The 25,702-nt window shown below is 68.2% G+C and carries 17 protein-coding genes; 8 read left to right on the forward strand and 9 right to left on the reverse strand.

The genetic code is table 11. The annotated features are described in order from the left end of the window. Window positions 1–169 precede the first annotated feature (169 nt). Complete coding sequence (locus ACWC1K_RS33085) at window positions 170–832, reverse strand: hypothetical protein (protein ID WP_450836612.1); 663 nt, start codon at window positions 830–832, stop codon at window positions 170–172. 306 nt (window positions 833–1,138) lie between these two features. On the opposite strand from ACWC1K_RS33085, the gene tap reads away from it, so the two are divergent. From tap to ACWC1K_RS33100, 3 genes are all read left to right on the forward strand, one after another. Beyond that, entirely contained in the window at window positions 1,139–3,256 is a 2,118-nt protein-coding gene (gene tap / locus ACWC1K_RS33090) for a telomere-associated protein Tap (RefSeq protein WP_450836613.1), read from the forward strand. Between the two features lie 6 nt (window positions 3,257–3,262). Then, complete coding sequence (gene tpg / locus ACWC1K_RS33095) at window positions 3,263–3,817, forward strand: telomere-protecting terminal protein Tpg (RefSeq protein WP_450836614.1); 555 nt, start codon at window positions 3,263–3,265, stop codon at window positions 3,815–3,817. A 277-nt stretch (window positions 3,818–4,094) separates the two neighbouring features. Further along, window positions 4,095–4,946: an IS5 family transposase gene (locus ACWC1K_RS33100; RefSeq protein WP_450836615.1), complete on the forward strand. Its 852-nt coding sequence runs from the start codon at window positions 4,095–4,097 to the stop codon at window positions 4,944–4,946. Window positions 4,947–6,449: 1,503 nt separating this feature from the next. Here ACWC1K_RS33100 and ACWC1K_RS33105 read toward each other — a convergent pair. The 4 genes from ACWC1K_RS33105 to ACWC1K_RS33120 form a co-directional block, all read right to left on the reverse strand. Beyond that, window positions 6,450–7,355 carry a Dyp-type peroxidase gene (locus tag ACWC1K_RS33105; protein ID WP_450836616.1) on the reverse strand — a complete coding sequence of 302 codons (906 nt, stop codon included), beginning with the start codon at window positions 7,353–7,355 and terminating at the stop codon, window positions 6,450–6,452. Window positions 7,356–7,584: 229 nt separating this feature from the next. Next, on the reverse strand, window positions 7,585–8,121 hold the full coding sequence (locus ACWC1K_RS33110; RefSeq protein WP_450836617.1) for a hypothetical protein: 537 nt from the start codon (window positions 8,119–8,121) through the stop codon (window positions 7,585–7,587). Continuing rightward, on the reverse strand, window positions 8,111–14,854 hold the full coding sequence (locus ACWC1K_RS33115) for an RHS repeat-associated core domain-containing protein (RefSeq protein WP_450836618.1): 6,744 nt from the start codon (window positions 14,852–14,854) through the stop codon (window positions 8,111–8,113). The genes ACWC1K_RS33110 and ACWC1K_RS33115 overlap by 11 nt, the downstream gene beginning before the upstream one ends. Before the next feature lie 854 nt (window positions 14,855–15,708). Beyond that, on the reverse strand, window positions 15,709–16,290 hold the full coding sequence (locus ACWC1K_RS33120; protein ID WP_450836619.1) for an RICIN domain-containing protein: 582 nt from the start codon (window positions 16,288–16,290) through the stop codon (window positions 15,709–15,711). Window positions 16,291–16,620: 330 nt separating this feature from the next. Between ACWC1K_RS33120 and ACWC1K_RS33125 the strand changes: the two genes are divergently transcribed. Continuing rightward, on the forward strand, window positions 16,621–17,157 hold the full coding sequence (locus ACWC1K_RS33125) for a GNAT family N-acetyltransferase (RefSeq protein ID WP_450836640.1): 537 nt from the start codon (window positions 16,621–16,623) through the stop codon (window positions 17,155–17,157). Here ACWC1K_RS33125 and ACWC1K_RS33130 read toward each other — a convergent pair. The 4 genes from ACWC1K_RS33130 to ACWC1K_RS33145 form a co-directional block, all read right to left on the reverse strand. After that, window positions 17,141–18,016, reverse strand: coding sequence for an IS5 family transposase (locus ACWC1K_RS33130; RefSeq protein WP_450836620.1), 876 nt, complete (start codon window positions 18,014–18,016; stop codon window positions 17,141–17,143). The genes ACWC1K_RS33125 and ACWC1K_RS33130 overlap by 17 nt on opposite strands. A gap of 371 nt (window positions 18,017–18,387) precedes the next feature. Next, the gene (locus ACWC1K_RS33135) at window positions 18,388–19,530 is read right to left on the reverse strand and encodes an acyltransferase family protein (protein ID WP_450836621.1); all 1,143 of its coding nucleotides are present in this window, start codon (window positions 19,528–19,530) and stop codon (window positions 18,388–18,390) included. A 671-nt stretch (window positions 19,531–20,201) separates the two neighbouring features. Beyond that, window positions 20,202–20,864: a hypothetical protein gene (locus ACWC1K_RS33140; RefSeq protein ID WP_450836622.1), complete on the reverse strand. Its 663-nt coding sequence runs from the start codon at window positions 20,862–20,864 to the stop codon at window positions 20,202–20,204. A 189-nt stretch (window positions 20,865–21,053) separates the two neighbouring features. After that, on the reverse strand, window positions 21,054–22,112 hold the full coding sequence (locus ACWC1K_RS33145) for a hypothetical protein (RefSeq protein ID WP_450836623.1): 1,059 nt from the start codon (window positions 22,110–22,112) through the stop codon (window positions 21,054–21,056). A 178-nt stretch (window positions 22,113–22,290) separates the two neighbouring features. On the opposite strand from ACWC1K_RS33145, the gene ACWC1K_RS33150 reads away from it, so the two are divergent. The 4 genes from ACWC1K_RS33150 (at window position 22,291) to ACWC1K_RS33165 (ending at window position 25,561) form a co-directional block, all read left to right on the forward strand. Next, window positions 22,291–22,554: a helix-turn-helix transcriptional regulator gene (locus tag ACWC1K_RS33150; protein WP_450836624.1), complete on the forward strand. Its 264-nt coding sequence runs from the start codon at window positions 22,291–22,293 to the stop codon at window positions 22,552–22,554. A 170-nt stretch (window positions 22,555–22,724) separates the two neighbouring features. Beyond that, entirely contained in the window at window positions 22,725–23,582 is an 858-nt protein-coding gene (locus ACWC1K_RS33155) for a DUF6083 domain-containing protein (protein ID WP_450836625.1), read from the forward strand. 3 nt (window positions 23,583–23,585) lie between these two features. Continuing rightward, window positions 23,586–24,062: a hypothetical protein gene (locus ACWC1K_RS33160; RefSeq protein ID WP_450836626.1), complete on the forward strand. Its 477-nt coding sequence runs from the start codon at window positions 23,586–23,588 to the stop codon at window positions 24,060–24,062. Then, window positions 24,059–25,561: a UvrD-helicase domain-containing protein gene (locus ACWC1K_RS33165; RefSeq protein ID WP_450836627.1), complete on the forward strand. Its 1,503-nt coding sequence runs from the start codon at window positions 24,059–24,061 to the stop codon at window positions 25,559–25,561. Before ACWC1K_RS33160 ends, ACWC1K_RS33165 begins: the two co-directional genes overlap by 4 nt. Window positions 25,562–25,702: the final 141 nt, after the last annotated feature.

Genomic DNA, 25,702 nt, shown 5'->3' on the forward strand with positions numbered 1-25,702 from the left:
GCGTGTCCGCGGCACACCCGGCCAGTCCCTGCAGTTCGACACCGGGATGAATCCCGACGCCCCCCGGTACGGCCGTGACGCCGACACCGGTCCGTATTTTGCCGACTGCGGCTCTCGGCAGCGGTTCGGGCAGGAGCTGAGGAACCTTGGGGCGGTCGCCGCAGGTACGTCATGTCCGAACGTCGTCGGGTCCCTGCGTTGGCTTCGGCTTGTCGGTCGTCTTCGTGGCCAGCCGGTCTGCAGCACCCCGGTAGGCCGCCCATGCAAGGAACAGGATCTCGACGCCCGCGGCGATGCCCGCGGACCGGAAATTCCCTGAACCTGTCGAAGGAGTGCCCAGCAGTACTGGGACCTCCCCCCGGGGATCCACCGTGACGGTGACGGTCTGGCCGGTTTTCAGGCCGTCCCCGGACACCGTGCCTGGCAACGGCTGTCCCGACGGATCGGCCAGCTGCGCGGCGTGAGCTGGCGGATCGGCACCCTGGTCGACCCAGTACACGTCGGTCACCGTCGCCCGCTCTTCCCGGCCGCGGGCGTGCAGCGTCCGCTGGTCCAGGCCCGAGGAGGTCTGGTACGTCACTACCAGAGCAGCGATGGGCACCACGATCATCGCCATGATGACCCAGGCCTTGGACCAGCCCTCAAACTCCTCCATGTGCGGCACTATCAGCGCGAGGAGAAGGAACGCCAGGAGATAGAGCACGGGATACACGAGCAGCGCCAGCCAGATGTTCTGCGTGACGTGCAGCAGGATGCCACTGCCACCCTCAAGGCCCAGGGACACCACTATGGAGCCCACCAGGAACAAGGCGGCCAGGGCCAGCAGGCGCACCCGCCTCAGTAATCGCCCGGCCACAACACCCCCATCACCGAAATGTTCCGCGTCGACCCGCCACCGAGAGGCACGAGCCACTCCCTTTGGCTCCCCTCGTTCAACGTCACCTGAACAGTGCGCCATCGACCCCGGTGGCATCAAGTGGATTCGACTCAGGGGTCCATGGCGAAGGCGCCCCGCACTGGCCAACCATCATCGCGAGTGGCCAAGTGCCACTGCGAGTCATACCGATGGCTATCCAGCCTTGGGTGCGCCATGTGTGTTTTGTGTGCGATCCAATGTTCGTTTCGGGTAGGGTGGGGAATGGAGGTGGCTCTTGTGTCCAACGAGCAGAGTGGGCTTTTCGCGTCCGTCGACGCCCTGCTGGAGCAGGCGGCAGCGGAATCCCTGCCAGTCCCCGCTGAACGCAAACGGCTGCGCGAAGCCGCGGGCTTGAGCCAAGACCAGGTCGCGAAAGCGCTGAATGTGCGACGCGAGACGGTCACCGGCTGGGAAGCGGGCCGCACCGAACCACGCCCTCCCACCCGGGCCGCCTACATCCGCCTCCTTGACGGTCTCGCTGCCCGCTTCCCGGCCCCAGAGTCGCCCTCCGACTCGACACCCCGACCTGGCGTCGGCCCATCTGTCATCTCGCAGCCGCAAGCCCCCACATCGCCCGTCGCGCCCCCGGCAGATGCGGCGACCCCGGTCCGGCCGCCGGTGACAGCACGCCGGGCGACAGCCCAGAAGACGGCGGCCGGGCCCCCGGCGGACGCACGCTTTACTCATGGGCCACTCGCCGTCGTTGACGGCGACGGTACGGCGTACTGCGCCGACGGCCTGGTGCTCGAAAGCCCGCTTACCGACCTCCCGTCGCTGATCAACTGGGTGCTGGGCGAGGCGAAGTTGGGCGCTGCACGCCTGCACCGCTCGGGCAAGGATGCCGACCCGCTGATCGTGCTGACCGCCTCCGCCGTCCAACGCCTCGGTCTGCCAACCGAGTTGGAGGACCGGCGCGGCCTACGCCTGCCGGACGACCACCAGGCACTCAAGCAACTCACCAAGGCCCGGTGGAAGCTGACGAAGCGCGGGTTCGGCCCCTGGGCCAGGGTCTATCGCACGGCCGACGGCGCACGCCGCCAGTGCGTGCAGTTCGCCGTCCTGCCCTGGGGCGCGCTCGACACCCGCTCCTGGGGGACGGCAGACCAGCTGCCACCGGCCGAACTCGCCCGCCTGCTCGGCACCTACGCCACCCGCGTGCTCACCCCATGTGGTTCCACCGCCGTCACCGGCCTGGAACTGATGACCGCGCTGCGCCCGCCCACCCGCGCGGTGAAGGACCCGGCCACCGGCAGCTGGGTCTCCGGCCCGATGCCAGGCTCGCTGACCGAGCCGGTCGAGTGCGCGCCGCCGGAGGCCCCCGACGGCCACCCCGTTGTCGCCGCCCTCTATCCGCGCTTCCACCAGCGCACCCCCGACCAGGTGCTGGACGAAGAGGCCTACCAGTGGTCCCGGCCGCTGACCGACGCCGAGTGCACCAAGCCCTACGTCGTCGGCATCGACGTCAACATGGCCTTCGCCGCGGCCGCCAACCGGCTGACCGTCGGCTTGTCCGCCCCCGTCCACGTCCACCGCCCGGCCTTCGACGCGAAACTGCCCGGCTCCTGGCTGGTCGACCTCTCCCACATCACCTTCGACGAGCGCCTGCCCAGCCCGTTCACCCCGCACGGCGAACGCCCCACCGGTCCGGCCTGGTACGCCACCCCGACCGTCGCCTACGCAGTCGAACTCGGCTACACCGTCACCCCTCTTGAGGCCTATCTCCGCTACGAACACGGCCCCTACCTGGACGCCTGGTACACCCGCCTGCGCGACGCCTACATCGCCACGATGGCCGACCTCGGCATTACCCCCGGCATGCCCGAGAAGCAGTTCCTGGCCGCGATGGCCGGACACCAGCACACCGACCCCGTCCTCGCCGCCGTCCTCAGCGCCATCAAGGCCACCGTCAAGGGCGGCCTCGGCAAACTGCGCGAGCGGGCCCGCAGCGGCGGCTGGCGGCCGGGCGAGCCCTGGCCCGCGCTCGCCCGCCCGACCTGGCGCCCCGACATCCGCGCCGCGGTCATCGCCAACGCGCGCGTCAACATGCACCGCAAGATGCTCAAGCTCGCCACCCACGCGGACCTGTACCCGGTCGCGATCCTCTCCGACTGCGCCGTATACCCCTCCGACGGACCCAGCCCACTCGACTTCCTGCCCTACCAAGACGGCAAGCCCCTGCCCGGCAGCTTCCGGCTCGGCGTCTCACCCGGGATGGTCAAACACGAGGGCACCCAGAGCGTGCTGTGGGCCGAAGGCCTGCTCGAGGAGTACGGCCCAGGCGTGAACATCGCCCGGCACATCAAGACCGGCAGCGTCTCCGGACAGGACGAGGGGGAATAGGTCCCGATGGGCATCATCGCCGACAGCCTCGACAAGGCCGACGCCGCACACTTCACCCGCTCCATCCCGAAGTCGGCCCAGAAGCAGATGCAGTACCTGGTCAAACAGACCAAAGGCACCAAGGCCGCCGCCGACCTGCTGGGTATCACCCAGCGCACCGTCGAGCGCTACGTCAAGGGACAGCTCAAGCAGCCCCGCCACAACCTCGCCCAACGGCTCGCCGACGAGGTCCGCAAACGCTGGCAGCCCCGAGTCCGCGACCGGGCGAAACGACAGGCCGCCACGACCGGCGGCATCGTCATCGACACCCGGGCACGCTTCGGATTCACCGCCGCCCCCGGCACCACCGACGACCCGCGACTGCGGCCCATCACCCAAGGCCTGCCCCCGGCCTACGCAGCACGACTCTTCGACGCCCACGCCGCCGGAGCCACCGAGCAACAACTCCAGGACATCGTGGCCGAAGGACTGCAGGAGATCTACTTCAAAGACCGCGGACGACGCGCCCACGGCCTGCTGGTGGACTTCACCGACCTCGACTACCTCGACGTCGACTACTGACCAGAGCGACCCTCCCCGCCAAGGGCTCTCCGCTGTGACTACGCGTCAACTGGCCATTGAGTGCTTCCCTAACGTTGTTCGGCAGTTGACAGCTCCCAGCGCGCCCGCCAGCTTGAAACGCGGCCTTACGTGTCCCCGCTTGCAGGGTGCCAACGCCGCGCGGCCGGCAGGGCGCCTCATGTTCGATTGCGTCCGAGTAAGAGGGCAACTGATCTGGTTTGCAGGTGATTTGGGGTGTTCGTAGTGACCGTGGCGACGGTAGGTCGTTGCGTGACTCGTGAGTTCTCGACGCCCGTACCGCAGTGACGTCTCGGATGCCCGCTGGACGTTGATCGAGCCCGTGTTCGTGGCATGGCGGGCCGCTCGCACCGGTCCGGGAACCGCGGCGCGGGTGCATGATCTGCGGGAGATCGTGAACGCGATTCTCTACGTCAACCGCACAGGTATCCCGTGGGAGTACCTGCCGCACGACTTCCCTCCGTACAAGACCGTCTACGACTACTACGCCAAGTGGGGAGTGGACGGCACTACGCAGCGGGTGCACGATCTGCTGCGCGACAAGGCCCGCCGTGCCCAAGGTCGACCTGCAGCCCCGTCGGCTGCGGTGATCGATGCGCAGAGCGTGAAGACCTCCGCAAACGTCGCAGAGGCCAGCCAGGGCATCGACGCCGGCAAGAAAATCAAAGGCCGTAAGCGTCACGTGGCCACGGACACGCTCGGCCTGGTCCTGGCCGTCATCGTCACGGCCGCCTCGGTGCACGACTCCACCGGCGGAAGACGTTTGCTCGACGAGCTCGCCGCCTCGCATCCCAGCGTGACGAAGGTCTGGGCCGACGGCGGATACCAGAACAGCGTTTTCCAGCACGGAGCCGCGAGGGGCATCGACGTCGAGGTCGTGAAACGGCCCACCACCAAAGGATTCCAACCCCAGGCGAAACGCCGGGTGATCGAGCGAACATTCGGCTGGCTGATGCAGCACCGGCGCCTCGTCAGAGACTACGAAGCACTGCCCCAGCGGTCCCGCGCAATGGTCCATTGGGCCATGGCTAACAAAACCAGCCGCGAGCTCACCGGAGAATCCACACCAACCTGGCGAATCGAAACCGGCGAATCGGGCAGAGCGACCTGAACATTGATCAGATGCTCTCTAAGCCGAATTCGCTTGCTCGCACAGCCGCTGCACCTCACCCGGCACCCGCCTGACCAGCCAAATGTCACAACTTCGAGGAAAGAGGCCACTGTTGTGGGGCGCGAAGCCGGGCTGGCAGCGCATTGGAAGGGAAGGTAGGGCATGGAGCCTGTGATCGTCGGTGCGGTGGTGACCGTGGCCGTCAGCGTCGTTAACGGCATAGTGAGGATCGCCCAGCGACAGCTGAACGCCTCGGTGGAGATTGCCCGTATCACCGAGGCGGCACACACCGCCCGGGTCCGCTGCCTGACCGGGCAGGTCGCGGCAGCACCCCGCCTGGCCCGCCGTCCGGTGCCAGTCCCAGCCGACAGGATCGGAGGTGAGGACCGTGGAGGACGCCCTCGGAACTGACGTCGACCTTGCCGAACCCCTGGAGACAGCCTCCCAGCCACAGCCGGGCATCCAGCTTGCAGGCGTGCTGCATGACCAGCAATTCCCCGCGCTGGTGCGCTTCCTGCTCCTGCACGGAGCGTCCTGGCCCGAGGCTCAGGACGCCGCCCAGGACGCCTCTACCTGTTCGGCGTCAACGCCGTCACTCAGGACCTCATCGACGACCTAGCCCGCGGCTGCGAGGAAGCCAACGGCCTTGCCAGGGCCGTCGCGGAAGTAGAACGGGCCAGCAACGACTTCGTCGGCGCGGACCTCACCAACGCGAAGCTGGACGGACTGCCCCTGGAGGGGATCCTCTGGGACGCCGCCACTCTGTGGCCGCCCCTGTGGGAGACCCGGGTGCGCCACGCATCTTTGCTGTGCGACGAACAGGAGGGGATTCTCGTCGTGGCTGCCGAGGGATCCGAATCCGTAGTCCACGCCGAGGCGTAGCACGCCTAGCGGAGGCTGAGCATGATCGGGGCGCGGGCACCTTGGGTAGTCCGAGCCAGCAGCCGGGACCACGCCGCAGGACGATTTCCAACTGACCGCGGTCAACAGGACTCCGCTCGGACTGCTTCGATCCCAGTACGGGCTCTACGACGTGGACGTCCCGAGCTGCGACCACGTTCCGGTGATCACGCACAGACTTGCGGATCCCTCGGACAGGCGCGCCCCGACGCCCGGAGTGCCCTGTTGTCGTCGACGGGCGGACCCCCAGGGCAGCGACCAGATCCGGACCGTGCACGGCCGAGCGCCTCCGCCAGGTCCGCCAGAACCGCGGCCGTGGCGCGCCCTCGGCGCCACGCCACCGCCCCGATCACCTGCCCGCCGGCCAGCATCGGCGGCCAGAGGAAGCCCAGTACGGCGTATAGGAGCGCCAGCCGCCTAGAAGTGCGGCACGGGCGCATTGTTCGCGAGCCGCCTGTATGGCCTGGAGCACGCTGTCCGGCATCACTAGTCACAGCCGTGATCAGCAGAAGGCGCACGCAAGCCAGCCGCGGTGTTGGATTCCGCCGCTGCTATCCCGCGCGAGCCCCAGCGGGCGTCACGCACCATCAAAGGGGATCTTCCTCAGGCTACTGCGTCGAGCCAGGCGTCGCCGGAGGGTGGGACGAGGAAGTAGCCGCCGCCGACCGTGAGGGTGTATTTGGCCATGGCTTCGCCTTGCAGCCGGTGCTGGACGGCTTCGAAGCCTTCCGCCAGGTCGCGTTGGAAGCAGGAGAAGATCAGTCCCTGGTCGTCTGTGCTGCGGTGGTAGTTGTAGCCGCGGCGGACCAGGGGCGGGAGGTGGCGTCGGTCGGGCGCTGCTTTGCGGACGTGGGCGTCGAGTGGCGTGGTGAGGCCGTGCGGGTCGGCGGCGAAGACGGGCTGTTCGGTGCTGGGGGTGCCGTCCAGCCAGCGGCCGTTCCTGCGGCGGCCGATGATGCGCTCCTGTTCGGTGACGGTGTCACGGTCCCAGAAGTCGGTCGCCAGACGGATGATGCGGATCACCTGGTAGCTGCCCCCGATTGCCCAGGCCGGCTCGTCTTGGTCGGCGGTGATGACGGCGCGCTCGGTGACTCCGGCCGCGGTGGCGGGGTTTCCGTAGCCTTCGGTGAAGCGGAAGGGGTTCTGAGCCAGCCCTCTGCCGTTTTCTGTGCGGTTTTCGGGACGGACGCCGTCCAGGCGCCAGCGTGTCCGCCACTGCGGCAGCGCGCGCAGCGCCTTTTCGGTGGCATCCCGTACTGCAGTGGAGGATGTTCCTGTGATCTGGAGCAGCAGGTCCCCGTGTGACTGCGCCGGATCCAGTACGTCGCCGGGGAAGGCTGGCATCGGCTTGAGACGTCGGGGCGTGTTGGCGGATTCAGGAAGCACGTTTGCGCCCAGGGCCAGCCAGGCAGCGATCTTGCCTCCGTCGAGGGCTTCGACGACCTGGTGGGCGGTGCGCAGGGAGCTGCCACGCTGCTCGTCACCCGCAGCGAGGTCGAGGGAGATCACCTGTGTGAATGGCAGTGGCGCGGTACCGCGAAGATGGGCCGGTGCCTGTTTTGAGTCGGATGCCGTGTCGCGCAGGGCGGCGGCACTTACCGTGGCCAGCCCACCGGCGCCGATGGCGGCAGCGATGGTGGTGTACAGGACCCCCCGCCGGCTGCGCAGCACGGAGGGGCGATTCCTGCCAGCCTCAGCAGGTTCCATACAGATTCCCCCGGACGGTCAGGAACAGGCGTCAGTCGTAGAGAAAGGTCGGTCCGCTGCCTGTCCTTCTGAGCCCCATGGACTCAAGCGACTTGTCTCGGTCTTGCCGCTGGTCAAAATCCTGAATTGCTTTCAAACCGGCTTGAGGTACTACACGCGACACGTCGGCGAGGACCGTCTGGAGGGTGGTTCCGACCAGGGTTGCGGCATCGTTGAGGGCAGCGAGCACGAACAAGTTGTCGTACGGCTGGTCGAGCCGCCCCTCCGCCAGGCTCACGGCGACAAGACCGCGCTTGAGGGGCTCCACGGACATGGTCCGGACTGCCGTGGACGCCATCCGCTGCCCGTGAGCGCTGAGTATTGCAGCGGCTCTCCTGTCGGTGCTTTCAACCATTTTCTGCCTGGCTTGCGCGGATCCGGACATATACGCGACGACGATCGCCTCGACCTCTGCGTCCAGTTCATGCGGAAGCCGGATCCTGAGGTAGCCGTTGAAGCGTTTGTCGCGAAGGCGTGACAGCGAGGCTTCCTGTCCCTGTCCGCTGTTGGCGTCCTGCCTACGGGACAAGATAGTCCCCTTTCCATCGGTACCCGGCTTGCAGCAGTTGCTGAATCTCGCGTGCGAGGACTGAAGGCTCCTGGCGTTCTGTGTTCCAGTACGTTCCCTTTGTGGGTGAGGCGACGTACACGGTGCCACGCTGGTTGATGATGGTCTGAATCCACGCGTCATTCTTGGCGAGATTCCAGGGATCGGCAACGAGCTTGGCATAACCGGGCCATTGACCTCCCACGGCGGTGTCCGGAAGCCGCCCGATTACCGGTATGCCCTGGCTGGGGTGCCAGGCTTCGCCTGGGGCAAGTACGTCGGTGGAGGCGTTCGGGGGAGCCCATCTGTAGCCTCCACCGCAGTTGTGCACCAGAAGAGACGTCGTGCCGGCGAGCACATAGTAGGTGTGCAGGTCGTCGACGGTGAGGTTGTAGACCGAGGCCTGCTGGGTGTGGTGTCGGATCGCGGTGATCTGGACCCAGGTGCCGCTGCTGGTCTGCAGCCACTGTCCCGCTTTGAGGTCGCCGGCGTCGACCCATTGGTGGAGTTGGGGGACCCAGAAGGGGTGGCCATCGGTGGCGGTGATGCTGCCGGTTTTCGTTCCGGTGGGCCCGTCGGTGTCGAGGGTGAGGTCGACGAGCTGTTTGTCCCCGTCTCCCTTGATCAGTGCGGTGACCTTGCGGGGCCCGCTGTCGCCGGTTTCGGGGTCGGCGGCGATGACGGTGTCGCCGATGGCAACGTCCTTGATGGGTTTACGGGTGCCGTCGGCCATCAGCACGGGGGTGTCGCCGGTAAAGCTGTTCGGCAGCGCGCAGCTGCCAAGTTTGGAGCCGAGTCTGCCCTCGAGCATGGCGCCGAAGCCCTCGCCGAGCATGCCGGCCAGGCAGCCGGTGGCGGCGGACTGGCCGACCTGGCCCCAGTTGACCTTGCGGCCCGAGAGACGCTGGCTGAGCCAGTCCAGGCCGCCGTCCATGAGGCCGCCGACGACGCAGGCAGCGATCATGGGGTTGTTGCCGGAGGGGTCGGTGTAGGTGGTGGGGGAGGCGAGGGCGTACTGGTAGAGGTTGGCGCCGCCGGCTTGGCCGCTGGGGTCCTGGGAGATGAAACGGCCGGTCTGCGGGTCGTAGTAGCGGTCGCGGTAGTAGAGCAGGCCGGTGTGGTCGTCCTCGCGTCCGGTGAAGGTATAGGGGTTGGTCGAGGTGGCGCCGGAGGCGGTGGGGGTGCCGTTCGGGTCGTAGGCGTAGGTGGTGGCGACGGTGCCGTCGGTGTTGGCGAGGCCGACCACGCTGCCGAGAGCGTCGGTCAGGTAGAGCTTCGTCGTGCCGCCCTCGCTGCGGGTGAGGTATTTGTCCAGGCCCGAGGCGGCCACAGTCGCCGTGGTCGTGCCTGAACTGTCCTGTTCCACCAGCGGGTTGGATCCGTCGGTGAGGTACCGACTGGTGGTGGTGCCGATGGTCTTGGAGACGCGTCCGCCGAGCGGGTCGTAGCCGAACGCCGAGGCGATGCCTGCCTTGGTCAGCCCAGTCAGCTGTCCGCGGCCGTTCCAGGTGTAGCTGCGCAAGCCGTCGTTGGTGAGCTGGCCGTCCGTGTTGTAGGTGAAGGTGCGGCCGTCGTAGCTGGTGATGCGGTTGTCTTTGCCGAACTGAGTTCCGGTCTCGGCGGCGGGCAGGGCCACCTTTGCCAGCGAGCCGGTCAGGCCCGTCTGCAGTGCCCGCTCGTCCCGCGTGTAGGTCAAATCCCCGATGGTCTTGGTGCCTTGGGCATACGCGATGGACTTGATGACGCCGGTGGTGTCGTAGCCGGTGGTGCGGGTGATGCCGCCGGGCAGGGAGGCAGTCTTCGCCCGGCCCACGGTGTCCAGGCCGAAGGTGACCTGCTGACTGCCGGAGGTGACCGAGGTGAGGATGCTCGACTTGTCCCAGCCGTAGGAGGTGCTGGTGCCCGCCGTGGTCATCGTGGAGCGCCGGTCGGCGGCGTCGTAGCCGTAACTGACCTTGCCGGTCGGGCCGGTGACGGAGGACAGCCGGTCGTAGACGTCGTAGCCGAACGACTGGGTGCCGGCCTGGCTGTCGGTGATCTGCTTGGGCAGGTCGTGGTCGTCGTAGTCGTAGGCGGCAGTGGACTCGGGTTGGCCGACGGCGTTGACCCCGTACTGGGCGGTCTTCAAGCGCCCGAGCAGGTCGTATTCGGCGGTGGCTGCCTGGCCTGATCTATTGGTCGCCTGCTTGAGGTGGCCGGCCGCGTCGTAGGCGAACAGGGCCTGCGCGCCGAGTGGGTCGGTGGCCGTCTTGGGCCGGTCTGCGTCGTCGTAGGCCCAGGTGGTGGTGTTGTCGCGGGCGTCGGTCAGGGTGGTGAGGTTGCCGTTTTCGTCGTAGCCGAGGCCTGTGCTGTTGCCCAGCGGGTCGGTGATCTGCCGGGGCTGGTTGAGCTTGTCGTAGGTAACGGTGGTCAGCGAGCCCGCCTCGTCGGTCAGGGCGGTGATCCGGCCGGCCGCGTCGGTGAACTGACGGGTGGTGCGGCCCTCGGAGTCCTTCACCGACGCCAGGTCGCCGTGACTGTAGGTGTATTCGGTGACGGCGTTCGCATTGTCGGTGACCGTTTTGATCTGGCCGTCCGCGCCGAGGCTGAAGGTGGTCTTGCGGCCTTCCGGGTCGGTCGCGGTCTGCAGGTCACCTGCCGCGTCGTAGGTGAAAACGGTGCTGTTGCCCAGCGGGTCGGAGGACGTGCTGGGCTGGTCGTAGGGGCCGTCGAACGCCGTGGTCCCGCTTCGGCGGGCATCGGCCGTGCCCGCCAGCTCGAGCGAGGAGGTGGCGTGCCCGTGAGCGTCGTAGGACAGTTCGGTGCGCCGCCCGTAGGGGTCGATCACCGCGCTGACGCGGTGATTGGTGCCCCGCTCGTAGACCGTCTTGCGGGCCAGCGATGTCCCGTAGGCCGCGGTCTCTGCGATGCCGAAGCCGGCATCGTCGAACTCCACCCGGCGTACCGCGCCGCCCGGTTCGGTCACCTGCGTCGCGGTGACCTGTCCGGTGCCGGTGGTGGTGTAGGCGAAGGAGTACTCCTGCCCCTCGGCCAGCGTCTGCTGTTTGACCCGGCCGTTCGCGTCGTAGGTGTTGGTCATGTAGACGATGCCGCGGGCGTCCTTGGCCGTCTTGATGCGGTTCGAGGTGCCGTCGTAGGTGTACGAACTCACCTTCCCGGCCGGGTCGGTGACCGTCTCCAGCCGTCCCGTGCTGTCGTAGCCGTAGGACGTCGTGCGGCCCGTGTTGTCCCGTGCGCCGGTAACGCGGTGCTGGCTGTCGTAGGCGAGGGAGATCCAGCGACCGCCGGGGGTCGTGATGGTGGTGATGTCGCCCTTGGAGCCGTTGGACCGGGTCAGGCGGATCGCGTTGCCGTGGCGGTCGCGGATCTCCTTCAGCGGCCCGTACCAGGGGAAGATGTAGTCGCTTCCGTCGCGCAGCCGCAGGTTCCATCCCCCCGACTCCTGCTGGATCTTGGAGCCGTTCAGGGCGGTGGGGGTGCCTTCGGGTTCGAAGACGGCGTCGCCGTAACTGCCGCCGGCTGACGTGCGGACGAAGTGCACCTTCTTTCCGCCCGGCAGGTACAAGTCCACCTCTGTGTAGAGGTGTCTGGAGTGCAGGTACATGTTGTACGACAGGTCGCGGCCGATGCCGAAGGCGCGCGAGCGGGAATCGCCCTGCCAGTAGGTGCGGGTGACCTCGGCCGACCCCAGCGGGTCGGAGACGCCCAGGTCGGTGCGGGAGTCGGTGAGCAGCCCGGTCTGGAGGTCGACCGGGTCGCCCGACAGCCAGTCGAAGAGGTCCGCGATGGCGGAGATGTCGAAGGGGATCGCGTCAGAGACGCTGATCATGGCGCCGGTGAAGGCCCAGATCTTCGTCTTCTTGTCGGGGACGACCTGCTTGCCGTCGCGGGTGACCGTGCCGTGCCCGTAGGTGTGCCAGCCCTTGCCCGCCGGATCGTAGGCGAGGAAGTCGACCCGGGAGCCGGGGGCTTCGTCGGTGTAGTTCGGGTAGATGATCTGCGCGCCGTCGGGGAAGACATAGGTGCCGCCCGGCTGCACCGTGAAGAAGATCGGCACGACGCTGTTCTTCGGCAGCGGGAACGGCGAGCGGTCCACCGGGATCGCGGTGATGCCCAGCTCGGTGACGGTTTTGCCGTGCTCGTCGCGCACCACCGAGCCCTTGGGCAGGCGGACCTCAAGGCCGGGGATGTCGGGCGTGGTCAGCGTGACGTCCGTCTTGGCCGGGGCGTCGAAGGCGACGGTGTGCTTGGTGTCCAGCGGGCTCATCCAGACGGGGAAGCCCAGGTCCGTGCTGTGGCCCGCCACCGGGTGGATGCGGATGTCGTAACGGCCGTAGGTGCGTTTCTTGGTGTTCGCACTCGCGCCGTCCACGGTCAGCGTCTTCGCCGCCGCGCTGATGCCGGCCAGCAGGAAGCGGCCCTTGGCGTCGGTGCGCACGCTCTGCTTCCCGATCCGGACGCTCACCCCGGCCAGGGGCTTGCCGTCCAGCTTCAGGACGTGTCCGGTCAGGGCCGTGCTGTTGGGCGGGGCGCGCAGCCGGGCCGGGGCCTTGGGGGCCGCTCCGCGCTGGGTGAGCCAGTCGCGGCCCTTGAGGTTGGCCGTGCCCGGATGCCAGGCGTCCGCTCCCCTCGGCACGATGCCCGCGGCCTTCTTCGCCTTCTCCACCTTGGCCGCGGCCTGCCGCTGGAGGGCCTCGCACCGGTCGGCGGGCACCTGAAGCCAGTCGGGCCGCGGCACCAGGAAGCCCTGGGCCAGCTGCTCCACCAGGCATGCCGAGCGCATTGAGGGGCGCGGCAGATCGGTGGTGAGGGCTTTGGCCGCGGTGGCCGCGGTTGCTGTCTTGAGCGTCAGATTGACGGTGCCGGTGGCCAGGCTGCTGGGGTTGATCTGCACCCTGTAGGTGCCGGATTCGGCGACGTTGGTCAGCGCGATGGTGCCGGAGGCACCGGCCGACACCAGCCGTCCACTGACCACCTTGGTGCCGGAGGGGGCCAGCACCGTCACCGACAGGCTCTTGGTGAACGTGTTCGCCGCCAGCCCCAGCGACAGGTTGTTGCCCGCCTGCGCGCTGAACGAGGCATGGATGTTCTGCCCCGGTCGGGTCACCGTCGCCTTGACCGCAGCACCACCCAGCGGCAGCGTCCCCACGTCGGCCGGCTTCGACAGGGTCAACGTCACCTTGCCGGTCTCCAGCTTCCTACCGGTCACCCGCACCGTGTACGTGCCCGCCGCCGTCAGCGCCGTGCTGTCCCAGTCGCTGTCACGGCCGGGGGCCGAGGTGAAGCTGGTGACCGACTTGCCGTCCGGTCCGCTGATCGCGACGGTCGCGTACGTCGGCACCGTGGTCGCCGTGGCTCCCAGGCTGAGATAGTCCCCCACTGCGCCGGTGAAGGTAGCGACGCCGTCCTGCCCGGGCCGGGCGAGGTTCAGGGTCGTCGACGCGCCGGCCGCATCGAGCCTTCCGGCCTGGACGTAGTGCGAGATGGTCACCTTCAGCGTGCCGGTGCCGCCGGAGTCGGGATCGCAGCGCAGCGTGTACTGGCCCGTCTGCGACAGCGAGTCGATGTCCAGTGAGTTGCTGTCGCCGTCGGGAGCGGGCAGGTAGTCACCTCGCGTGCCGTCCGGCAGATACACGTAGCAGCGGGTGTAGCTGCTCATCGCCGTGGCGTCCACACCCACGCTCAACGACTCGCCCTTGGCCGCGGTGAACGCCCAGGCACCGTCCTGCCCCATCCGGGACAGACCGGTCGTCACTGTCGGCCCGTCGAAAGCCACCGCCTCGCCCACCGGCTTGGACAGCAACACGGCCACGGAGCCGGTGTCGGTGCTGCTGCGCGGGTCGATGACGAACTGGTACGTCCCCGTCTCCGGCAGGTCGAGGACCTCCCAATCGGCCGACGTGCCGGAGAAGTTGCTTGCATCGACGCTGCTGCCCTGCGGGGAGATGAGGCTGATGTCGGCGAGGGCGGAGAATGTGGCCCCCTCAAGCCCGAATCCGATGGCATCGCCCCGGTTCGCATCGAACAGGATCCGCGCCTTGTGGCCGGCGGCCGCCACCGAGACCTGTGACGGGTCCGTATCGGTCACCGAGGCGCGCATGGTCGTGTCGTAGAGCGCCTCGTTGGCGTCTGCGGTGACGGTGAAGTCGCCCGGCGCAGTTGCCGATCCGTCCGGGGTGTCCAAGTCCACGCGTCCGGTGCGGGCGGTGGGCGGGACCTCGACCGTCAGGGTCGTGTTCGTGCGGTCTTTGACCTCGGCGACGATGCCGTTGAAGCGCACGACGTTCTCGGTCGCGGCGGTCGCGAACCCCGTACCGGTGATGACGACTTGGGCACCGGTCGCACCCGAGGCCGGCTCGACCTTTGAGATGGTGGGACCGGCAGCAGCTACCGTGAACGACTCGGTGGCCTCGACCGTCTTCCCGGCCACAGTCACGGCCACCTTCCCGCTGACCGCATCCGAGGGCACGCTCACCACGAGGCGCGTGGCGGAGGCCGACGTGACGGTGGCGGCCTTGCCGCCAAAGGTCACGGCATTGCTGGCAGCGGTGGGGGAGAAGCCGGTGCCGGCGAGGGTGACCTTCGCATTCACCTTGGCCCGGACGGGGACCACCGACAGCACCGACAACGTGCTGGAGGCATACCGGTCGATGCCCAGCCGGTTGCCGGCCTTGTCGTAGCGGTAGCGCGCCGTTTCACCACCGGGATCGGTCACGCCGACCAGGCGACCCGCGGCATCGTAGGCGTAGACAGCGTTGCCAGTGATGGGTTCAGCAGCGGCGGAGTCCGCAGGCGTGGGGGATGCGGCTTTCTGCTGGAGCGGTCCTGCCTGCGAGGAGGCGGTGGCCTGGGAAGGTTCTGGTCGTGGTGGCATGGCGTCGGCCGACACGGTTCCGGCAGCCAGCGCGAGAACCAGCGCGCCCACCGGTATCAGCCGTCGTCGGCCAGATCTGATAGCACGAAGAAATCCGCCCCGCGATCGCATGCGCCCTCCCCAGAGCACTTCACAGGGCACCTGCACCCCGTGAACCCCACCCACAACGCACGATCGCCACATCGTAGGCACGGAAAGTCATGTACGCGCCATGTGTGGCGTTGTCTGGCCGAGACCTAGCCCCATCCCTGCCGGGTACCGGAATGCTCCCCCTGCGCGGATGGGGCCCGTATCCGACTGGCGAACCGACGTGAGAGAGCCAGCAGGGCCATCAAGCGGAAGACACCTCAGCGGCATGGGCGATGGCTGGAATCCGGCGCGGTGAGCAAGGCAATCCAGTGGCACGCACCGGTGTTCCTAGGAGCTCCGTTGCTGGATCAAGCGGTGCAAGACCGCCGGCCCTGGTGCCGATCTGCCGTCACGAGAGCATCCAGACGCGCCCGTACTGTCCTGATGAGGTCATCCTCGCCTCTTGGAGCATGGCCTTTGCGTTGCCACGACGGAAGAAGCAGCAGCCCAAGACTCCCTCCGCGGCACCAGGGCTGCGGACGCGCCGTATGCGAGCGAAGTGGCTGCCGTCAGGATCCTTGGAAAGCCGGACAGGCCTGGCATCGCTGCTGGACAGCTCGCCGCTCCTACCCTGCGCCACCCCAAGGGACTGCTACCCAGCTCTGGTTGAGCGACCCGTCGCAACGGAACTGCGCAGCCTGCGCGTTGTTGGCGGTACTTGCGTTCGAGATGCCCAAGCAGAGGCCGCTCTTGCGATTCTTCAGCGCGAATACACTGCTGGAGACCCAATCGATCAGCCAGTCCTGGTTGAGGTCGCCTGACCCCCTCGCCTGGATGGCCGCCGCGCCAGCCGAGGTGCTGGCGCCGTCGATCCCGAGGTTCAAGCCGGATTGTCGGTTCTCGAAGCTGGAGTAGTTGCCTTCTGAGTCAAACAGCAACCACTTTTGCGCGGTCTCGCCGGTGTAAGAATGCTGGACGATCTTGGCACCGACGTCGACGCTGCCACCTGAAGGCTGCAGGTACTTCTGGGACTTGTAGTTCTTGATTCCCACGTCGATGTACGTGCTCGCGCCTGAGATGCTTGAGGGCGACAGGGGTGTCGGGTCGCTGCTCTGCGGCGACTGGCCCTGAGCGAGCGCGGGACTGGCCACCGCCGTCAGCGCCCCGACCACAATTGCCGTGACGATGTTCCTGGCATGTCTTCGCATATCGCCTTCCTCCGCCTCGCGATTCGGTTGACGGGTACACAATCAGACCGCTGGAGGGTGCCGCTAGATCGCTTGGACACTTAGACTTAAATCGCCCGCTTGACGGGGCATGCCTTGAATGCTTTGGAGGCAAGCGCGGCCCGGGGTCGGGTCATGCGAGGCAGAAGGCCCCGGCCGGACGAGGGAGACCAGCCGGGGGCGCAGGTGGCGCAAGCGGAGGGCGGTCGCCTCTCGGCGGAAGGCTCCACGGGGGTTCAGCTAGGCCGTGTATCGGAAGTCCCAGGTAGGAAGGCTCGGGGTTCCTCTGTGAGCCAGAATGCTCGGATGGTCATGCTTGAGACTCCCCGATTAGTCCTGCGTCGTTGGCGCGCGGATGACGTTGTGCCCATGGCTGCTGTCAATGCAGATCCCGAAGTGATGCGGTGGATCGGTGACGGCAGTGTCCGTGACGAACAGCAGACTCGCTGCGGCATCGAGGCAGCAGAGCGCGAGTGGGACAGGCAGGGCTTCGGCCTGTTCGCCGTGGAGATCCGCTCGACGGGCGAACTGGCCGGATTCACCGGTCTTTCGGTCCCCGAGTTCATGCCGGAGCTCCTGCCTGCGGTTGAGGTTGGCTGGCGGCTGGGGCGTACCTACTGGGGGCAGGGCCTGGCTACGGAGGCCGCTGCGGCTGCAGTGCGATTCGGCTTCGAGGACTGCGGACTGGGCCGGATTGTCAGCATCGTCCAGCTGGACAACGGCGCCTCTGAACGAATCATGACGAAACTGGGGATGCATCCGGTCGGTGAGGCCGTCGATCCCAGCTGCGATCGTCGGGTGCGGGTGTTCGAACTGTCATCGGACCAGTACGTCACAACCACTCGTTGATGGCGGCAACGAGGACTGTCGCCTCATAGCGAACCGCCAGCTTGTCGTAGCGCGTGGCGACGGCGCGGTGTCTCTTGAGGCGGTTGATCCCGCACTCGACCGCATGACGCTCGCGGTGGTCGTCTGGGTCGAAATGTGGTGGTCGGCCGCCGCGGGAGCCGAGCTTCTGCCGGTTGCGGGCCTGGTCGGCCTTGTCGGGAATGGTGCAGCGGATGCCGCGGCGGCGCAGGTAGGCGCGGTTCTTGCCGGAGGCGTACGCCTTGTCCGCCCGCAGGCGGTCGGGGCGGATGCGTGGCTGGCCCGGCCCGATGCGAGGCACGCGAACCTTTGCCAGCACGGGCTCGAACTGCGGCGAGTCTCCACGTTGTCCTGCCGTCACCACGATCGACATGGGCTTCTGACCTTGCTCGACGGCCAGGTGGAGCTTGGTGGTGAACCCGCCGCGCGACCTTCCCAGCCCGTGATCACGGGGCTCAGTGAAGAGGCCACCCGGTGGTTCCTTCTGCAGGTCGCCCTGCTTGCGGGCTCCGGCCGCATGTTGGTGGGCGCGGCAGACGGTGGAGTCCACGCTCAGGTCCCAGACGATCGTGCCATTCATGTCGGCTAGGGACTGGAGGTGGGTGAGGATCCGGTGCCAGGTGCCGTTCCGCTGCCATCGGCGGAACAGGTCATAGATCCGACCCCACGGCCCGTACTCGACAGGTACATCCCGCCACGGAACGCCGGTCCGGACCCTGAACCGTATGCCGTCGATCAGCTGCCGCCGAGGCCAGACAGGCGGCCGCCCCGCCCTGGCTCCCTTTGGCAACAGCGGCTCCAGCACCGCCCACTGCTCGTCCGTGAGATCTCCCCGACCCATGAACCATGATCATTCGGCTCAAGATCCACTTTCGATACACGGCCTAGACGATCGTCCCCACGGGTTATAGATGAGGCCTGGGGGCGGCCCCCTCCGCAGCCACGTACGGAAGTAGGGCGACCTGCCGCTGCCTGTTCCTTCGTTGGCGACAGAGAGTGCCGTCCCGTGCGGCGCCATGACCGTCGGCCTTTTGGCCGGCATTCGCCCAATGTGCAGCGTCTACAGGTTGATACCCAAGACCTGCGCCACCGCAGCGACCGGCCGCCGCTGGAAAGCAGCGCTTGGTCGCGACGACCCAGCCCTCGCTCCAGATGGGGTCTCCGCGCCACGAGGGCAGGCGAATTCGCCTGCAGAGCAGCGCCATCGCACCGTCAGCTCTCGCCGGGCTGTCCCTCAGAGTGCCGCTGACGGCCTCTCGCACTCGTACCGGTCCAGTGGGAACGCCCCAGTGCAATCATGGATTTCCAGGATCTGTTTCGCTTGAAGGGCATCTCGAATATCTGGGAGAACAGCCATGCCGCGAGCACCGAAACCGGCAGGGCCAAGACAAGCGTGAACCAGAACGTGGGCAGGCCCGCCGACACGAAATGCGGGGCGACTCGGCGAATCACGGTCATAACGATCGGCAGATGGATCAGGTAAAGGCTGTAAGAGAAGCTGCCGAGACCTTGGATGGGGCGCGTGGTCAGGAACCGTACGAGGGCGGCGTGTCTGCCGGTGGCGACCGCCGCAAGGACCATTGTCATAGCGGGCGCGATGGCAAGATCCACCCAGAAGTAGTGGTTCACCGTCCAGACAGAACCCTGAACGACGCCAAGAACCAGGACGGGTATGGCGGCCAGGACGGCGAACCACGCCCACGGCAGGCGTTGAACCCTGTCAGACGCAACGACGACTCCCGCGCCTACCATGCCTGCGACGAACACCGGAGCGAGGTGTGGAGCCAGCCAGTTGTCACCCTCCGTAGGCGTTGCGCCAGTCGCCATCAAGCCACCGATGGTAACCGGGAGTGCCACGCAACCCATCAGGACCGCAGCGCTCAACCGCCGCCGGACAAAAAGGAGGAGGGGAAAGAGGACATAGAGTTCGATCTCCACTCCGATCGACCAGAAAGCGCCGTTCGGTGTTGGAGCGGTGAACATGTCCTGAGCGACGAGGCCATACACCCAAACTGTTGCGTCGGTGGGTGGTCCGAAGTGTGAAGCCGGCACCACGAGCCAGGAAATGATCAGACTCACGGCCAGGGCTGCCCAGTACGGGGGCAGGATGCGCCAGGCGCGCCGGCGCAGGAACTGGGCTACACCGCCCGACCGCCAACCGTGACGCGCCGGAGAGATCGCCAAGGAGAAGCCCGACAAGACCAGGAAGAAGACGACGGCGAGTCGCCCGAACATCAGCCCGTCCAGCCATCCAGGCGCCGAGCTTTCGGGATATCCCGGGAAGGTGTATAGCCAGCAGTGGAACAGGACCACGTACAGTGCCGCCAGACCGCGAAGGCCGTCCAACCCCAGCACTTGCCTATGACCATCGTGTGCTCCGCTCGCCTGCTCCTCCTGCCCCGCTGGAGCAGCTAAGTTGGCATCGCTGCTGACCGGACGGCTCGAATCCACTGAAATGGCTCAACCCTTTCTCTAGACGGCGTGTTTGCTGCACGCAGCCGACGCCTCGGCAGTCGTTGCATGGTGCAACCTGCGGCAGGCATCTCCGCCGATCCGTTTCCCCGGCAGGGAGGGGTGGCGCGGTGGCGCCCACAGTAATCGGTACGTTGCGTCCGGCTGAGCAGTTCAACGCTCCGGCATGCATGATCCACGGCTCGTTCGGACAGATCTGCGCTCACGCAGAGGCAGTTCCAGCCAGGCCGATCTGGCCCAACGGACTGCACCTCAGCGGCACTGAGGCGTTCGAGCCCCAGGAGCCGGAACTGGGCGCCGCTCGCTCCTCGGCGCTGCCGAGACCATCTGAGTTGCTGGTTCACTGATCGTCATGCAGGTCAGATGGCGGTGAAGTACTGAAGCCGGTGACAACTGCCCTGCCTCCGCGCTGCTGGTGACAAGTAGCGTGCCGACCTGGTGACAACTACCGTGCCTCGCCGTACCGAAGCCGCAGGTCAGTGGCCGCCGATGATGACAACTATCGTGCTTCGACACATGTGATCCGGCTACCCGAACCACACCAAGCCAGCGGTTCAGGCCGGCGTGTGAAGGGCAGTGTCTTCGGGCTGCGCGTCGGTCTGCGAAGCAGCCGTTGGCTCCAGTACGTCGGGGGCGGTGTAGAAGACTGAGCTGCCTTGCTTGGTGCGCTGAGCCTGGCTCTTGGCCACGAGTCCTTCGAGCGTGACGCGCACGACCTTGGTCTTGATGCCGCGTTCGGGATGGGCCTGGCCGAGCGTGTCGGAAATCTCCGCAGCGGAGCGTGGTTCGCTCTGGTCGGCGAGGTGGCGGCGGATGAGTTCTACCAGGGTGGGCTGGGTTGTCTTCGCAGCGGCTGCGGTCTTGGCTGCGGGCTTCTTGGCGGCTGTTTTCCTGGCTGTCGGGCTTGCCTGCGCGGCCGTGGCCTTCCTCGCCCTGCGCCTGCCGCTCGGTTCGGCGCTAGATTTCTGCCGGGGAGAGGGCACCGCGGTGCTCTCGGGCGTGACCGCCGGCTCGGCTGGTGCTTCGGTGATACCGAGCGCCTGCTGCATGTTCACCAGCACGGTGTGGTCCTGCTGTAGGGCGGTCAACTGCTCTTGCAAGGCGGCGATTTCCGCACCGACGCGCTCCTGTTCCTTGAGATTGTGTTCGAGGTCGTCGGTCACCCGGGCGATGTACTGCGATGTCAGTTCCGTGGTGCCAGTCGTGCTCTCGGACATGGCGCTTGACCTTTCCTCGTGTGCGGCCGTGAGGGGGACGTCTGCGGGTCGCTCCTGACGGGGCAGCGTCCTGCCAATCGGTGCCGAACGGCGCCGCAGAGCTCACGCCATCTCTGCAGTATGTGCCTTGGGGTAGTGATGGTACGGACCGGCGGAGCTTCAGTGACCTCCCTCGGCCCGCGGTCGGCCTCAAGGCAGTGGTGCCTGGCACCTGCGGGACGGCACTGCTGGGCGGCCTCGGGTACGGGGCTGGGGCAGTTGCCAGAACACTTCGTCGGTCTCCCGGTTGTGATGCCAGGCTCCCAGCGTGCGGGTGGTCACCAGCCGGTCGAGCAGTTCTCCGGTCTGCTGCGGGGAGTGCCCGCACAGACGGGCGAGGACGTCCATGTCGGTGCCGTGGTCGACGCAGGCGTGTGCGGCCAGTACCAGGGCGGTCAGCCGCAGGGCGGGCGGTGCGGCCGGCAGGGCCAACGGGGCGGGGTGCAGCGCCCAGTGGGCGGCGCGACGGCGGGCGCAGCGACCCGGTGCCTGGTCCAGGACCGCGGCATCGAGCAGCCGCACCCGCAGGGACGGCGACCTCACATCCGGCGGCTCCAACCAGTCGGCGTGGGCCAGTTCCTGCCACAACTCCCGGTGCCCGCGCAGGCGCATGCCGCGCAGCAGGCCCGCCGGCAGCCGCACGTGCCCGCGAGTATCGGCGCGCAGGGCGCACTGCAGACCCAGCAGTCGGGCGCCGGGGGAGGAGAACCGGGGCAGCGCGACGCCGAGGTAGGTGAGCATCTCCCGCACGCGCACCCGCTCGTCGAACTCCGTACGACCTCCGGTGCGTGCAGCAGACGGGGGATGGGTGGCGGGCTGCGGCCGGGGGGAGCTGAGCAGGGTGTCCGGCACCACGGCGGTATGGCTGGTCGCCGCCGCGCAGGCCGCGCAGGTGTCGGCCAGCCGCCAGGTGCGGCCGCTGCGGTCGCGAGTAAGGGCGAGCAGCACCCGCCCGGCACAGCCGCGATGGCGCGGATGCCACACACAGCCCTGCAACCGGCACTGGCAGCTGCGCAGATACACCGGCAGCGCGTCCGCGCGGGCATGGCAGGCCAGATGCGCCAGGACGGCCGACCGTGCGGAGGACGCCTGGAGAGGAGAGGTGCGGGCGGTACACGAGGGGCAGACCAGTGTGGGGCCGCCCGCCTGCGGACGCAGCTCCACGGTCCAGATGCGCCGCACTGCGGCATGCGCGCCGGCAAGCCTCATCGGCTGGTTGTCCTCCCGTCTGTCCGTGCCGTGGCGGGGGCTCACCGTGTCAGGCCCCCGAGACGGACGCACCGTAGTGCAGATTCCCGCACCGCGAATATCGCCCTCACTCCCACCTCCGGCGAAAGTGCAGAAACCCGCACTGACAGGGCAGGGGTCTGCACCGTCGGATGGTCGGGTGACGATCTTGCCGCCCGACCCCGACCTCACCGCGCTGCGCGTGACGCTGGCGCGCCTGCGGGGCGAACGCGGCTGGACCTTCGACGAACTCGCCGACCGCAGCGGTCTTGCCCGGCGCACCCTCATCGACCTCGAACACGGCCGCACCACCGGCAGTATCACCACCTGGCACGCCCTCGCCCACACCTTCGACGTGCCCATCGAGCACTTCCTGGGGACCCTGTGCGACGACCACGCCCCGCCCGGCACGGCCGCTCTCTGAACCCTCACTCCGTCCCGGTGTGCACCACCTCACGAATCACCCGATCAGGCACTCAGGTCTCGAACGGTCATCCGCGATAACGCTCATGTGTGCGGGCTCGTTGGGCCGGCCGTGGGACAAACCCCCGACGCGTTGCTCACGCCTGCGTGTCGCCTGGCACGGTCCGGGCCATGTGCCCCACGCCCGCCCCCAACGGCCGCCACTGGGACGGCAGCCCCCGCGCCGCCCACCACCCCCGCCCGCTCCGGGTGACCACCACCAGCCCCAGCCGCCTGCTGCGCGCCGGACAGACCGGCCGCTGCCGCCACTGCGGCAGCCGCATCGACCTCTACCAGCGCGCCGACCAGCGGCCCATCGCCCTTCACCCCGACGAACTGGCCACCGCCGACGTCCCCGAATCCTGCCGCTGGCACCTCAGCGGCGGCATCGCCTACCCGCACGGCGACAACAGCGCCTGGTGCCGCATCCCGCATGCCGTGCTCTGCCCCCACCGCATCCCCACCTGCCGGCCCGGCCCCCGCATCGAGGCGATCCGCCGCCAACTCGCCGTCCGCGCCCGCCGCCTGATCGACACCGGGACCCTCACCCCCGCCCCACGCGCTACCCCGCAGCCCGACGCTCCCCAGACCGGGGGACCCGACCGCCCCGTCGTCCAGCTGCTGCTGTGCCGCTACCTCGCCCAGCAGCGGATCGAGGACCTGCGCTGCGTCGCCCAGACCCGCCACCGCCACCGCCCCCACCCCGTCCTCACCCCTGGCCCGGCCGGGATGTGGAAACTGCTGCCCACCACCGCCCAGCACGGCCAACTCGCCCTGCCCGACGCCCTGATGGCCGTCTACGACCTGGGCCACCTCTCCTACAACGAACAGCTGCGCTGGCGCACCCAGCGCTGCCCGGCCCACGCCACCGCCCCCGGCACCGCCGACCTCGCCCTGGCCTGCTGGGAACCCTTCGACCCCCTCCTGCACGCGGCACACATCCACACCCGCCTGCCCCACCCCCCGCCCCGCCCGCACCGAAGGGGATGACCAGTGCCACACCACGCCCTGGAAATCACACTCACCCGCCCCCTGCCCCCGGCAGCCCTGCACCGCGCCACCCGCGTACTGCCGCTCGCCGCCAACCACGACGCCACCCGCCTGATGGCCCTCGTCGCCGCCAAGACACCGCAGCGCGCCGCCCACCGGCTGCGCCACCGCCTCGGCACCCGGCTGCCCATCGACGTGATCACCACCCACTACCTGGACGCTGACCACACGGTGCTGCTCAACGTCGCCTTCCCGCCCGCCGTGCACACCGCGCTGACGGCCGACGCCCGCCGCGCCCGCCAGACTCCCGAGCGCTTCCTGGAACTGGCCCTGCGCCGGGCCCTGGCCGAGCACGCCGAGCAGGAGACCGACCGGCTCGACCGCGCGGTGCGCCAACTGCTGGCCCACACCACCCCCGCCTACCTGCTGGCCGCCGTCGGGCACGCACTCACCCGGCTCCCCGAAAGGCCCACCCCGTGAACCCCACCGACGAACAAACGGCCGCCGCCGACGCTTTCCACGCCGGCCACCACCTCGCCCTGCAGGCCGGCGCCGGCACCGGAAAGACCACCACCCTCGCCCTCCTCGCCCACACCACCACCCGCCGCGGCCGCTACCTCGCCTACAACCGCGCCATCGCCCAGGACGCCCGCACCCGCTTCCCCACCACCGTCCAGTGCAAGACCGCACACGCACTCGCCTACGCCGCCGTCGGCCACCGCTACACCCGCCGCCTGAACGCCCCCCGCCGCCCCGCCTGGCAGACCGGACAGGCCCTCGGCATCACCAAAACCCTCCGCATCGGCGACCGAGACCTCTCCCAACGCGCCCTGTCCAACGCCGCCCTGCGTACCGTCACGCGCTTCTGCCACACCGCCGACGAGGCCATCACCCCCCACCACGTCCCCCGCCTACGCGGCCTCGAAGACACCGACCTCCACGACCAACTCGCCGCCCACATCGTGCCGTTCGCCCGCAAAGCCTGGGCCGACCTGCAGCACCCCGACGACGGCGCCGTCCGCTTCGACCACGACCACTACCTCAAGATCTGGGCCCTCACCCGGCCCCGCATCCAGGCCGACTTCCTGCTCCTGGACGAGGCCCAGGACACCAACCCCGTCGTCGAACAGATCTTCCTGGGCCAGCGCGACCACGCCCAACTGGTCATGGTCGGTGACTCCGCCCAGGCCATCTACCACTGGCGCGGCGCCAAAGACGTCATGACCGGCTTCGACGGCACCCCACTCGCCCTGTCCCAGTCCTTCCGCTTCGGCCCCGCCCTCGCCGCCGAAGCCAACCGCTGGCTGCACCTCGCCGACGCCCCCATCCGCCTGACCGGCACCGCCAGCGTGCCCACCGAACTTGGCCCCGTCACCCACCCGGACGCCGTACTGTGCCGCACCAACGTCGGTGCTATGGCCCAAGTCATGACCCTCATGGCCGCCGGATACCAAGTAGCCCTGGCCGGGGGAGGAGACAGCCTCCAAGCCCTGGCCCACGCGGCCCGCGACCTGAAAGAAGGCCGCCACACCCACCACCCCGAACTCATCCTCTTCCCCTCCTGGGGAGACCTGCAGGACTACGCCGCCCACGACCCGGCCGGCCGCGACCTGCAGCCCCTGGTCAACCTCGTCGACACGCACGGCACTGACGCCATCCTCACCGCGGTCGCCCAACTCACCCCCGAACCACGCGCCCAGGTCACCGTCTCCACCGCCCACAAGGCCAAGGGACGTGAATGGCCCCGCGTCCTCATCGCGGACGACTTCGCCCGCTCGAAAGACGACACCCCCGCCGACCAGACCAACACCCCAACACCACCGGACCCCATCGAGGACACCGAAGCCCGCCTGGCCTACGTGGCCGTCACCCGCACCCGCCAGCGTCTTGATCTGGGAGGCCTGTCCTGGATCTACGACCATCCCGACGGCACCCCGGTCTGGCAGCCTCAGCACCCTCGGCCGGCTGACACGTCATGAAGCGCGCCACCCAACGAGAACGCCCCACCATGCCGATGCTCGGCGGAACACGGTGCTGAACAACAGCCGCACCAAGGCCCCGAGCACCGTCGGCCTGCGCCATGGAGTCGGTTGCCGCGGGACAGCAGGATCTCTGGCTGC

The sequence above is a fragment of the Streptomyces sp. NPDC001492 genome (genome assembly GCF_053597275.1).

Bases quoted from the DNA above. Each gene is read 5' to 3' on its own strand.
- tap (WP_450836613.1), top strand. From the start codon at position 1,139: ATGGAGGTGGCTCTTGTGTCCAACGAGCAGAGTGGGCTTTTCGCGTCC.
- tpg (WP_450836614.1), top strand. From the start codon at position 3,263: ATGGGCATCATCGCCGACAGCCTCGACAAGGCCGACGCCGCACACTTC.
- ACWC1K_RS33120 (WP_450836619.1), bottom strand. From the start codon at position 16,290: ATGCGAAGACATGCCAGGAACATCGTCACGGCAATTGTGGTCGGGGCG.
- ACWC1K_RS33125 (WP_450836640.1), top strand. From the start codon at position 16,621: ATGCTTGAGACTCCCCGATTAGTCCTGCGTCGTTGGCGCGCGGATGAC.
- ACWC1K_RS33130 (WP_450836620.1), bottom strand. From the start codon at position 18,016: ATGGGTCGGGGAGATCTCACGGACGAGCAGTGGGCGGTGCTGGAGCCG.
- ACWC1K_RS33140 (WP_450836622.1), bottom strand. From the start codon at position 20,864: ATGTCCGAGAGCACGACTGGCACCACGGAACTGACATCGCAGTACATC.
- ACWC1K_RS33145 (WP_450836623.1), bottom strand. From the start codon at position 22,112: ATGAGGCTTGCCGGCGCGCATGCCGCAGTGCGGCGCATCTGGACCGTG.
- ACWC1K_RS33155 (WP_450836625.1), top strand. From the start codon at position 22,725: ATGTGCCCCACGCCCGCCCCCAACGGCCGCCACTGGGACGGCAGCCCC.